The organism is Streptomyces sp. NBC_00210 (genome assembly GCF_045160975.1).
GTDB lineage: Bacteria > Actinomycetota > Actinomycetes > Streptomycetales > Streptomycetaceae > Streptomyces.
In genome coordinates this window covers 3,386,211-3,398,600 of the sequence record NZ_CP108120.1, presented here as the reverse complement: position 1 = coordinate 3,398,600, position 12,390 = coordinate 3,386,211, and the positions used below count along the sequence as shown (strand labels likewise).

Annotated in this window: 10 protein-coding genes; all 10 read left to right on the top strand. The window is 69.7% G+C overall.

The window, feature by feature from the left end; genetic code table 11:
* Positions 1 to 38 precede the first annotated feature (38 nt).
* The 10 genes from OG729_RS15290 to OG729_RS15245 all read left to right on the top strand — a co-directional run bounded on the left by OG729_RS15290 (position 39) and on the right by OG729_RS15245 (position 12,279).
* Positions 39 to 1,370: a DUF6716 putative glycosyltransferase gene (locus OG729_RS15290; protein WP_405806545.1), complete on the top strand. Its 1,332-nt coding sequence runs from the start codon at positions 39 to 41 to the stop codon at positions 1,368 to 1,370.
* Between the two features lie 46 nt (positions 1,371 to 1,416).
* Complete coding sequence (locus OG729_RS15285; protein WP_405806543.1) at positions 1,417 to 2,727, top strand: cytidylyltransferase domain-containing protein; 1,311 nt, start codon at positions 1,417 to 1,419, stop codon at positions 2,725 to 2,727.
* A gap of 13 nt (positions 2,728 to 2,740) precedes the next feature.
* Positions 2,741 to 3,664, top strand: a complete 924-nt coding sequence (locus tag OG729_RS15280) for an N-acetylneuraminate synthase family protein (protein ID WP_360871583.1) — start codon at positions 2,741 to 2,743, stop codon at positions 3,662 to 3,664.
* 99 nt (positions 3,665 to 3,763) lie between these two features.
* A complete protein-coding gene (locus OG729_RS15275) occupies positions 3,764 to 4,846 on the top strand; it encodes a hypothetical protein (protein WP_360871580.1) in 1,083 nt (360 codons plus the stop codon).
* Positions 4,847 to 5,029: 183 nt separating this feature from the next.
* Positions 5,030 to 6,268: an amidohydrolase gene (locus OG729_RS15270; protein WP_360871910.1), complete on the top strand. Its 1,239-nt coding sequence runs from the start codon at positions 5,030 to 5,032 to the stop codon at positions 6,266 to 6,268.
* 401 nt (positions 6,269 to 6,669) lie between these two features.
* Positions 6,670 to 7,710, top strand: a complete 1,041-nt coding sequence (locus OG729_RS15265; RefSeq protein ID WP_360871578.1) for a BMP family ABC transporter substrate-binding protein — start codon at positions 6,670 to 6,672, stop codon at positions 7,708 to 7,710.
* Positions 7,711 to 7,887: 177 nt separating this feature from the next.
* Positions 7,888 to 9,486, top strand: a complete 1,599-nt coding sequence (locus OG729_RS15260) for an ABC transporter ATP-binding protein (RefSeq protein WP_360871907.1) — start codon at positions 7,888 to 7,890, stop codon at positions 9,484 to 9,486.
* Entirely contained in the window at positions 9,483 to 10,595 is a 1,113-nt protein-coding gene (locus OG729_RS15255; RefSeq protein ID WP_360871576.1) for an ABC transporter permease, read from the top strand. The genes OG729_RS15260 and OG729_RS15255 overlap by 4 nt, the downstream gene beginning before the upstream one ends.
* Positions 10,592 to 11,881: an ABC transporter permease gene (locus tag OG729_RS15250; RefSeq protein ID WP_360871574.1), complete on the top strand. Its 1,290-nt coding sequence runs from the start codon at positions 10,592 to 10,594 to the stop codon at positions 11,879 to 11,881. Before OG729_RS15255 ends, OG729_RS15250 begins: the two co-directional genes overlap by 4 nt.
* Complete coding sequence (locus tag OG729_RS15245) at positions 11,878 to 12,279, top strand: cytidine deaminase (RefSeq protein WP_405806541.1); 402 nt, start codon at positions 11,878 to 11,880, stop codon at positions 12,277 to 12,279. The genes OG729_RS15250 and OG729_RS15245 overlap by 4 nt, the downstream gene beginning before the upstream one ends.
* Positions 12,280 to 12,390 lie beyond the last annotated feature (111 nt).

Genomic DNA, 12,390 nt, shown 5'->3' with positions numbered 1-12,390 from the left:
TGGGCCGTCAAACCACATGCCTTTCTAACGTCCTCGGCGTGCCATCAAGTACCCGTCAGGCCGTACGGATCGCCGTACTCGCCGACTCCGACACCCGGTGGAAATGGGGCGCGCTCACCGCGCGTCGTATCGCCCCGGGCGACGCCCCGGATTCCATCGAGCTGAGCGGCTTTCTGCTGCGCGGCCGGGCCACTCCCACGGCCCGCCAGCTCGCCGAGGTGGGCGTGCGCGCCGACGAGCTGCGCGAGGTGACCGGGAACGAGTTCCTGGGGGCGATACGGGACGCGGACGAGCCGTACGACGTGATCGTGCTCGCGCTCGTCGGCGGCGCCGTCCAGGCCATGCTGCACGGACTCGCCGCCCTGCCACTGCCGCGGCGGCCCGTCGTCGTCACCGGCTATGTCGGCGTCGTCTACGAGAAGCTCGCCGACGGACTGCTGCTGCGGCACGGTGCGGACGTCGTACTCGCCAACTCCCGCCACGACGCCGACCGCTTCCGTGCGGTGTACGAAGGCGTGGGCGCCGACGCCTCGTGCGTCACCGAGGCCGCGCTGCCCTTTCTCGGCGGCGCGCCCTACCGGGCCGAGGAGGACCGCGACACCGTCGTCTTCGCCGCCCAGCCCTCCGTGCCCGAGTCCCGCGCCGACCGCACCTATCTGCTGCGGCGACTGGTCGAGCACGCAAGGCTCCACCCGCACCGCGAGGTGCTGCTGAAGCTGCGCTCCAAGCCCGGCGAGCACACCACGCACCTCGAAGAGCTGCCGTACCAGAAGCTCGCCGACCGGCTGCCCGGCGGACTGCCGCCCAACTTCCGCCTGGTGTACGGGCACATGGGCGAGGTTCTCGACCGCACCGACCTGCTGGTGACCCTCTCCTCGACGGCCGCGCTGGAGTCCCTGCACCGCGGCATCCCCACCGCGGTCCTCTCCGACCTGGGCGTGCGCGAGGCGCTGGGCAACCATCATTTCCTCGGCTCCGGGCTGCTGACCTCCTTCGACCGGCTCGACGGCGGCCACCGCCCGGCTCCCGACCCGGACTGGCTGGCCAGGCAGGGCGTCGCCGCCGACGGTGCGTACGACACGGCCTTCGACGCGGCCCGCAAGCGCGTCGCCGAGCTGCTCGAGCGTCCCGGACTCGCGCCGCTCGCTCCGTACTACACGCCCGCGACAGCGCCCGGCTATCTGCCCGGCATCCTCGCCCGCCACCACCTGGCCCCCGACGGCACTCCGCTGCCGGGCGCGGCTGCCAAGGCCGAGATCAGCGGCGTACGGCGGGTGGTGCGCGACGCCGTACGGAACGCGGCGCGCGGCGCGTACCGCCACGGCGTGCAGCGCGTCGCACCCGTCATCCGCCGGATGGGCGAGCTGTGAGCCCGAACCGCCCGCCCGTCTTCAACTCCCGTACTCAGGAGCCCCGATGACCGTTCTCGCCGTGATCCCCGCCCGTGGCGGCTCCAAGGGCGTACCGGCCAAGAACCTGGCCCCCGTGGGCGGCATGCCGCTCGTGGCGCGCGCCGTGCGCGAGAGCCTCGCCGCCCGCCTGGTCACGAGCGTCGTGGTCTCCACGGACGACCCGGACATCGCGACCGCCGCGCGCGGCGCCGGTGCCGAAGTGGTGCTGCGCCCGGCGGCGATCGCGGGGGACACCGCCACCAGCGAGGCCGCGGTGCTGCACGCGATGGACGCGCACGAGGCGATGCACGGCAGGCCCGTGGACGTGGTCCTGCTCGTCCAGTGCACCAGCCCGTTCCTGACCCGCGAGGACGTCGAGGGCGTCGCGTCCGCGGTCGTCGAGGGCGGCGCGGACAGCGCGGTGACCGTCGCGCCCTTCCACGGCTTCGTCTGGCGCGAGGAGGACGGCGACGTCGGCTCCGCGACGAACAACGGCGCCCAGCGCATCGCAGGCTCCACGGCGCTGCTCGTCGACACCGCCGAGGCCTCGGGGTACGGCGTCAACCACGACGCGTCCTTCCGGCCGCGCCGCCAGGACAGGCCGCAGGACTTCCTGGAGACCGGGGCCGCGTACGCGATGTCCGCCACCGGCTTCCGGGAGGCCGGGCACCGTTTCTTCGGCCGCACCGCACTCGTACCCACCGACCCGGCGCGCGTCCTGGAGGTCGACGATCCGCACGACCTCGACCGGGCCCGTGCGCTCGCACCGCTGCTCGACACCCCCGCGCTGCCCACGCGCGAGGACGTCGACGCCGTCGTTCTGGACTTCGACGGCACGCAGACCGACGACCGCGTCTACATCGACGCGGACGGCCGGGAAACAGTCGCCGTGCACCGCGGCGACGGCCTCGGCATCGCGCATCTGCGCAAGGCCGGCCTCGAGCTGCTCATCCTGTCCACCGAGCAGAACCCGGTCGTCGCCGCCCGCGCCCGCAAACTCCGGATCCCCGTCCTGCACGGCATCGACCGCAAGGACCTCGCACTGAAGCAGTGGTGCGAGGAGCACGGGATCGCACCGGAGCGGGTGCTCTACGTCGGCAACGACGTCAACGACCTTCCGTGCTTCCACCTCGCCGGCTGGCCCGTGGCCGTGGCGAGTGCGCACGGCTCCGTGCGCGACGCCGCGCGTGCCGTCACCACAGCGCGCGGCGGCGAGGGGGCGATCCGCGAGATCGCCGCCTGGCTCCTCGGCCCGACGCTCCACACCCCTGCCAACACCGCTCCTGCAAACAGCCACGACACCCCTGCCTCGTCCCACAAGTCCCCTGAGAAGTAAGGAACCGCCCCCCATGAGCACGTCCCGTCTGCGCACCCTGGGCACCAAGACCGCTGGCCCCGGCCACTCCGTCTACGTCACCGGCGAGATCGGCATCAACCACAACGGCGACCTGCACAACGCCTTTGCGCTCATCGACGCCGCCGCCGACGCGGGCTGCGACGCGGTCAAGTTCCAAAAGCGCACCCCCGAGATCTGCACCCCGCGCGACCAGTGGGACATCGAGCGCGACACCCCCTGGGGCCGGATGACGTACATCGACTACCGCCACCGGGTGGAGTTCGGCGAGGACGAGTACCGCCAGATCGACGCGCACTGCAAGAAGCGCGGCATCGACTGGTTCGCGTCCCCGTGGGACACCGAGGCCGTCGCCTTCCTGGAGAAGTTCGACGTGCCGGCCCACAAGGTCGCCTCCGCCTCGCTCACCGACGACGAGCTGCTGCGCGCCCTGCGCGCCACCGGCAAGACCGTCATCCTCTCCACCGGCATGTCCACGCCGCGCCAGATCCGGCACGCGGTGGAGGTGCTCGGCAGCGACAACATCCTGCTCTGCCACGCCACGTCGACGTACCCGGCGAAGGCCGAAGAGCTCAACCTCCGCGTGATCAACACCCTCCAGGCCGAGTACCCGAACGTCCCGATCGGCTACAGCGGCCACGAGACGGGCCTGCAGACCACGCTCGCCGCGGTCGCGCTCGGCGCGGCGTTCGTCGAGCGCCACATCACGCTCGACCGCGCGATGTGGGGCTCCGACCAGGCCGCCTCGGTCGAGCCGGGTGGCCTGCAGCGCCTGGTCCGCGACATCCGGACCATCGAGACCGCGCTGGGTGACGGCGTCAAGAAGGTCTACGAGTCCGAGCTCGCGCCGATGAAGAAGCTGCGCCGGGTCGCGGGCGTCGTCGCCGAGGCGGGCGACCGTGAGCCGGCCGCGGTCTGACGTGTCCGCCGCCGCGCCGAGTCGTCGCGCAGCCCAGCTGCGTCGTCCCGCCGCCCGACTGTGTCGTCCCGCCGACTGGGAATCACGAGGTGAACGACGGTGAATCTCGCCTTCGTCGAGAGTCCGGTCCAGCTTCTGAACGTCCTGGAATGGGCGCACGCCCGGCCGGGCGCGCCGCTGGCCGGTGTCCCCGGGCAGCCGACGGGCCCGGCCGCCAGGACGCGGCTTCCGGTCGCCGATCTCACCGTGGTCGTCCTGTCGCCCACCGACCCGATGTCGCGTGGCCAGCTGCGCCGGATGGCGGAGCTGGCCCGCGACGAGGGGTTCACGGTGCGCTGGCAGGAGGCGCGCGGCGGCGCGGGCGCGCCGCTGAAGACGGTGCGTGAGCTGGCGCCGATGCTGCACCGTGCCGAGCGCATCGTGATCGGGGACCCGTTCTCGCGCTATGTACAGCTGCTGCTGACGCTCTTCGGCGGCAAGGATCTGACCGTGGTCGACGACGGCACCGCCACGATGGAGTTCGTGGCGCAGCTGGCGCGCGGCGAGAAGCTGGTGCGCTGGCACCGGCGCGGCAGGCGCGGCCCGCGCGAGCTGGTCCTCGCACCGGTCACCTTTCTGGCCCGCCGCAGGCTCACCCCGTCCCGCAGCCGTGACGTCGAGGTCTTCACCTCGATGCCGGTCGAGCCGCCGCCGGGGGTCACGCTCACACCGAACCGGTTCGCCTGGACACGCTCCCGCTTCGGACCACCCAAGATCACCCGGGGTGCCGACCTGGTCGGCACGTCCCTCGTGGAGACGGGGGTCGTCGACCCGGACCAGTATGTGGAGGCGGTCGCCGCGCTGGCCCGTACGCACGGTGCGACGCGCTACTTCGCGCACCGTCGCGAGAGCTCCGACAAGCTGCACCGGCTCGCCGTCGAGACCGGACTGGAGATCGTCCGCCCGGATCTGCCGCTGGAGCTGATCGCCCGCCGTGGCCCGATCGGGCGTACGGTCCTCAGTTTCCCCTCCACCGTGGTGCACACCCTGCCGCTCGCCCTGGTGGGCACGGGCATCAGGGTCGCGGTCTGCGACATCGCACCGGAGTGGCTCAGGGACACTGCGTCACCGCGGGCTCAGGGGTTCCTGGCGGGGGTGACGGGGACGGCCCGGGATGTGCAGCGGCTGCCCGCACCGGCCTGAAACCGTGATCGTTCGGCCGTCAGCGGGTTGAGGTACGGTCGAGAAGAGGAGTGAGCTTACCCACAGGCGTGGGCAATCATGCACCTCGGGGCCACCTTTCCTTACCCTAACGGGCTGAACTTTTGTTGATCAGTGGTCAGTTGGCCGGTCTCTGGGCCTACTCTTCAACAGGTGAACCAACTGATGTCCCGCGAGTCCGAAGCAGACCTGCCCGGTGAAGCGCCCGGGGAAGGGGAAGCAGTACTGCCCGGCACGCTGTCCGAATCGCTGCGCGCCGAACTGATCACCTTCCGCCGCGACTTGCACATGCACCCCGAGCTCGGCAACCAGGAGTTCCGTACCACCGCCGCACTCAAGGCGCGACTGGAGCAGGCAGGGCTCAGGCCGCGCGTACTCTCCACCGGCACCGGGCTCGTGTGTGACATCGGCAGCCGGGACCGCAAGCGTCCCCTCTTCGCGCTCCGCGCCGACATCGACGCGCTCCCCATCCCCGACACCAAGACCGGGGTGCCCTACCGCTCCACCGTCCCCGACCGGGCCCACGCCTGCGGGCACGACGTGCACACCACCGCGGTCCTCGGCGCCGGGCTCGTGCTCGCGGACCTCGACCGGCAGGGGCTGCTGCCGCAGCCGGTCCGGCTGATCTTCCAGCCCGCCGAGGAGGTGCTGCCCGGCGGAGCGGCCGACGCCATAGAGTCGGGCGTCCTCGAAGGCGTGAGCAAGATCATCGCGGTGCACTGCGACCCCAAGGTCGACGCGGGTGTCATCGGGCTGCGTCCCGGGCCCATCACCTCCGCCTGCGACCGGCTCGAGGTCACGCTCGACGGCCCCGGCGGGCACACCGCCCGCCCGCATCTGACCACCGACCTGGTCAACGCAGCCGCGAAGGTCGTCACCGAGGTCCCTGCCCTGCTCGCCCGCCGCGTCGACGCACGCTCCGGGCTCGCGGTGACCTGGGGCCGTATCGAGGCGGGCCACGCCTGCAACGTCATCCCGCAGCACGCGGAGCTGTCCGGAACCGTCCGCTGCCTGGATCTGGCGGGCTGGCGCGCGGCTCCCGACATGGTGCACGCCGCCATCGACGAGATCGCCACCCTGCACCGAGCCAAGTCGCAGATCAACTACATCCGCGGGGTCCCGCCGGTGGTCAACGACCCGGTCGTCACCGAGCTGCTGCATGACGCGCAGACCGCGCGCCGGGGATCGTACGCAATCGAGGACACCGAACAGAGTCTGGGCGGCGAGGACTTCTCCTGGTACCTGGAGCATGTCCCGGGCGCGATGGCGCGACTGGGCGTGCGCACGCCCGGCGACACCACCCGGCGCGATCTGCACCGGGGCGACTTCGACGCGGACGAGCACGCGATCACGGTCGGCGTGGAGCTCTTCACGGCTGCCGCGCTGCTCGACGGACGCGCCTGAGCCGCGACGGCGTTCATGAGTGAGTCGGCCCGCCGGTGTTCTCGGCGGGCCGACTCACGTTGATCGTCTCTGCTGAGCCCCGCAGAGGCCGGGCGGCTCGTCCGGCTGGCAATGCTCATGACGATCGCAGCGAACGCGGTCTTTCGGGTGTTCAATGGGTTCCGCTCCCCTTATAACGTCCGAGTGACCGAATGGCTTGATCGTGTCGCTGCGTGTAGCTGTCGAGGTTGGGAGTGACATGCTGCTTGAGTCGTCAGCCGGGAGTTGGCGGGTTCGCTGTTCGCGACGATCCGATAACGACTCATGAACAGGTCTTTAACTGACATCTACGCGCGTTACGATCGCGGCAAAACCAGCGCCGGAAGAGGCGCTTTCGGTCAGTCTTGAAGGGACCCCTCCTCTTGCGCCGGGTATCCAAGATCACTGCCGCGTGTATCGCCACTGCGGCCCTCGCTTTCACCGCCACCGCGTGTGGCGAGTCGTCCACCGAGTCCTCGGGCTCGACCAAGGGCACCCTCAAGATCGGCATGGCCTACGACGTCGGCGGCCGTGGCGACAACTCCTTCAACGACTCCGCGGCCCGCGGTCTGGACAAGGCCAAGGCCGAGTTCAAGGCCGAGGCCAAGGAGCTCACCGCCAAGAACGGTGAGACCCCGGCCGACCGTGAGGCGCGTCTGGCCTCCCTCGCCGAGGGCGGCTACGACCCCGTCATCGCCGTGGGCTTCGCCTACAAGGACGCGCTCGACAAGGTCGCGGCCAAGTACCCGAAGGTCAACTTCGGTCTTGTCGACTCCGTCGCCGAGGCGAAGAACGTCGACAACATCGTCTTCACCGAGGAGCAGGGCTCGTACCTCGCCGGTGTCGCGGCGGCGCTCAAGTCCAAGGACGGTCAGATCGGCTTCATCGGCGGTGTGGACCTTCCGCTGATCAAGAAGTTCGCGGCCGGCTTCCAGCAGGGCGTCCTGGAGACCAACCCCAAGGCCAAGGTGCAGATCCAGTACCTGACCACGGGCTCGGACCTCTCCGGCTTCGGCAGCCCGGACAAGGGCAAGGCTGCGGCCAAGGGCATGCTCGACAAGGGCATCGACGTCATCTACGCGGCGGCGGGCGGCTCCGGCGCCGGTTCGATCGAGGCCGTGGCCGCCCAGAAGGGCGCCTGGGCCATCGGTGTCGACTCGGACCAGGCCAAGGACCCGGCCCTGTCCAAGTACGCCGCCTCGATCCTCACCTCGGTCGTCAAGAACGTGGACACTGGTGTCTACGACCTCGCCAAGTCCGTCAAGGACGGCAAGCCGCTCGTCGGAACGCACGTGTACTCGCTCGCGGAGAACGGCGTCAGCCTGACCACCACGGGTGACCACCTCAAGGACATCCAGGCCAAGCTCGACGAGGCGAAGAAGAAGATCGTCGACGGCACCATCAAGGTCAAGACCACGACCTGACCGGCCCGTGACGGGGCCCGGAGGAGCTGCTTCGGCCGCTTGTCCGGGCCCCGACTCACGTAGCGGGTTCGGCACCTCAACAATTTGGCGGCGCTACGCGCGTAGCACTCCCCCTACGCGGTATTTTTCGCCACCACCGCCTCTGCTCCTCCCACTCCCTGCCTAGGAGAGTGCGCCATCAAAGCGTCCAGCACTTCCCATGCCGTAGAGCTCCGCGGCATCACCAAGCGATTCCCCGGGGTCGTGGCCAACCACGACATCGACATCACCGTGCGCCGCGGCACCGTGCACGCCCTCGTCGGCGAGAACGGTGCGGGCAAGTCCACTCTGATGAAGATCCTTTACGGCATGCAGAAGCCGGACGAGGGCACCATCGCGGTGGACGGCGAGCAGGTCTCGTTCCACGATCCCGGCGACGCCATCGACCGCGGCATCGGCATGGTCCACCAGCACTTCATGCTCGCCGACTACCTCACCGTCCTCGAGAACGTCGTTCTCGGCTCAGAGAAGCTGTACGGCATCGGCGACAAGGCCCGCGCCAAGATCAAGGAGATCTCGGACGCGTACGGCCTCAACATCCGTCCGGACGCCTATGTCGAGGACCTCGGTGTCGCCGACCGCCAGCGCGTGGAGATCCTCAAGGTCCTCTACCGCGGCGCCCGCATCCTCATCCTCGACGAGCCGACCGCCGTGCTCGTCCCGCAGGAGGTCGACGCGCTCTTCGAGAACCTGCGCGGACTCAAGGCCGAGGGCCTGACGGTCATCTTCATCTCGCACAAGCTGGGTGAGGTGCTGTCGGTCGCCGACACGATCACGGTCATCCGCCGCGGCACCACGGTCGGCGACGCCGACCCGAAGTCGGTCACCACCAAGCAGCTCGCCGAGCTGATGGTCGGCAGCCAGCTGCCCTCGCCGGAGACCCGTGAGTCGACCGTCACCGACACGCCGATGCTCACCGTCCAGGACCTGCGGCTGACCGCCACCGACCCCGACGGTGTCGTACGCGCGGTGCTCGACGGCATCAACTTCACCATCCACAAGGGTGAGGTGCTCGGCATCGCCGGCGTCGAGGGCAACGGTCAGTCCGAACTGGTCGAGGCCATCATGGGCATGAGAACCCCGGACACCGGCGTCCTCACCCTGAACACCGACGACATCTCGCACGCGCCGACGCGCAAGCGCCGCGAGCACGGTGTCGCCGTCATCCCCGAGGACCGGCACCGGCACGGACTGCTGCTGGAAGCCCCGCTCTGGGAGAACCGCATCCTCGGCCATGTCACCGAGGAGCCCAACAGCAAGGGCGCGTTCCTCGACCTCAAGGCCGCTCGCGCGGACACCGCGCGGATCGTGCGCGAGTACGACGTACGCACCCCCGGTATCGAAGTCACCGCGGCCTCCCTCTCCGGCGGCAACCAGCAGAAGCTGATCGTCGGCCGCGAGATGAGCCACAGCCCGAAGCTGCTGATCGCCGCCCACCCCACCCGCGGTGTGGACGTCGGCGCGCAGGCGCAGATCTGGGACCAGATCCGCGCGGCACGCCGCGAGGGCCTGGCCGTACTGCTCATCTCCGCGGACCTGGACGAGCTGATCGGACTCTCCGACACGCTGCGTGTCATGTACCGCGGCCGGCTGGTCGCCGACGCCGACCCTGCCACCATCACTCCCGAGGAGCTGGGCTCGGCCATGACGGGTGCCGCCACCGGGCACCTCGAGGCGCCGGGCAACAACGCCGACGGCCACCCCGTCAACGACCCCGACGGGGGAGAGGACCGATGAAGAAGATCGACAAGGAGCGAGTGCTCCTGGGGATTGCCGCGCCCCTGCTCGCGATCGTGGTCGCCTTCCTGGTGACGGCCCTGGTGCTGGCCGCCACCGGCAAGGAGCCGTTCAACGCCTTCGGCATCATGTTCGACTACGGCACGAAGTCGGACAGCCAGGTCTACATCCTGAACAAGGGCACCACGTACTACCTGGCGGGTCTCGCGGTCGCCCTCGGCTTCCGGATGAACCTGTTCAACATCGGTGTCGACGGCCAGTACCGGCTCGCGGCCTTCTTCGCCGCCGCGCTCGGCGGCGCGCTGACCCTCCCGGGCGTTGTGCAGATCCCGCTGATCATCCTCACCGCGATGATCGTCGGCGCGATGTGGGCCGGTATCGCCGGTGTTCTCAAGGTCACCCGCGGCGTCAGCGAGGTCGTCTCGACGATCATGCTGAACGCCATCGCCACGGCGATCATCGGCTACCTCCTCCAGGTCGGCCGGCTCGGCCACCTCGACAAGGCCGGCACGAAGATCTCCACCACCCCGATCCCCGAGTCCTCCCACTTCTTCGAGTTCCCGACCACGCCGACCCCCATCTGGGGCTTCATCGTGATCGCGATCGTCGCGGGCATCGGGTTCTGGTTCGCGCTTTCGCGCACCCGATTCGGCTTCGACCTGCGTACGGTCGGCCAGTCCGGCTCCGCGGCCGAGGCCAGCGGCGTCGATGTGAAGAGGATGGTCGTCACCTCGATGCTGATCTCCGGCGCCATGGCCGGCCTGATCGGTATGCCGACCCTGCTCAACGACTCCTTCGAGTACAGCGGTGACTTCCCGGTCGGTGTCGGCTTCACCGGCATCGCCATCGCCCTCCTCGGCCGCAACAACCCCGTCGGCATCGCGCTCGGCGCGCTGCTGTGGGCCTTCCTGGAGCGCGGTTCCGGAAAGCTCGAGTTCGAGGGCTACGACAAGGAGATCGTCGGCGTCATCCAGGGCGTCATCGTCCTGTGTGTCGTCATCGCCTACGAAGTCGTGCGCCGCTACGGCATCAAGCGCCAGCAGCGGCAGGTCGGCGAGAAGCTCGCCGCCCAGGCCAGTAACTCCGACCAGCAGGAGGTGTCGGCGTGAGCGCCACGGCGACTTCCACCCCGCCGCCCGCGGCCCCCAAGGTGGCCGGCGGCAAGGGCGGCCGCACCCGCCTCTCCCTCCCCGTCATTCTGCTGATCATCGCGGGTGCCCTGCTCGCGCTGTCGGCGGTGCGCGCCATCACCGGCGCCCAGGACATCACGTCGGCGGGTCAGATCAGCGCTGCCCTCGCCATGGCGGTGCCGATCGGCCTCGCCGGTCTCGGCGGTCTGTGGGCCGAGCGCGCGGGCGTGGTCAACATCGGCCTCGAAGGCATGATGATCCTCGGCACCTTCTTCGGTGCCTGGGCCGGCTGGCAGACCAGTCCCTGGCTCGGCGTACTCGCCGGTGTGCTCGGCGGCATGTTCGGCGGTCTGCTGCACGCGGTCGCCACCGTCACCTTCGGCGTCGACCACATCATCTCCGGTATCGCGATCAACATCCTGGCGGTCGGTGTCACCACCTACTTCGCCAAGCTGTGGTTCAACTCCGGTGAGGCGGCGTCCAAGGGCGGCAGCCCCAAGCAGTCCCCGCCGGTCGACGAGATCACCTCGGTCACGATTCCAGGGATCTCCGACTGGCTGCATTCGATCGAGGCGCACCACTGGTTCTTCATCTCGGACCTGGCCGGTGTGCTGGGCGGCGTGGTCACCAACCTGTCGCTGCTGACCATCCTGGCGGCGGTGCTGTTCGTGCTGACCTTCTTCGTACTGTGGAAGACCGCGTTCGGTCTGCGGCTGCGCTCCTGCGGCGAGAACCCGATCGCGGCGGAGTCGCTCGGCGTCAACGTCTACACGTACAAGTACATCGCGGTGATCGTCTCCGGCGGTCTGGCGGGTCTCGGCGGCGCGTTCCTCTCGCTGGTCACCTCGCACATCTACAACGAGGGCCAGACGGGCGGCCGCGGATACATCGGCCTCGCGGCGATGATCTTCGGTAACTGGCGTCCCGGCGGACTCGCCATGGGTGCGGGCCTGTTCGGCTTCTCCGACGCTCTCCAGCTGCGCAACGGCGGCGAGTCCGTCCACGCGCTCCTGCTGCTGCTCGTGGTCGTCCTCGCGGGCCTCGCGGCCTGGAAGCTCTACCGCAAGAGCTTCGTCCCCTCCGTGATCAGCGCGGTCATCGCCGTCAGCGTCCTGCTCTGGTACATCAGCACGGAGACGGTCCCGAACGAGTTCGTGACGGCCACTCCGTATGTCGTGACGCTGCTGGTCCTGTCGCTCTCCGCGCAGCGCCTGCGGATGCCGAAGGCCGACGGAATGCGCTACCGCAAGGGTCAGGGCAAGTGACGACGTCAGTGACCTTCGACTGGGACGCTCTGCGGGAGCAGGCGCGCGAGGCGATGTCGCGTGCGTACGCCCCCTACTCGGGCTACCCGGTCGGAGTCGCGGCGGTCGTCGACGACGGCCGCACGGTGACCGGCTGCAACGTCGAGAACGCGTCGTACGGGCTGAGCCTGTGCGCGGAGTGCGGTCTCGTCTCGCAGCTCCAGGCCACCGGCGGCGGCCGGCTGACCCACTTCACCTGCGTGGACGGCCGGGGCGAGATCCTGGTCCCGTGCGGCCGGTGCCGTCAGCTGCTGTACGAGTTCGGCGGGCCCGAACTGCTGCTGGAGACCCCGCAAGGGGTGCTCCCGCTCTCCGAGATGCTGCCGCAGTCCTTCGGGCCCGGGCATCTGGTGGGCTAGGGCCTGTCTTTCGGATCTTGCCGGGCTCGCGTGCCCTGGCATCTGGGCTGGGGCACACCCTGGCATCGCGGCCCTCCCGTTCGCGGGAGGGCCGCGACCCCTCATACCTCT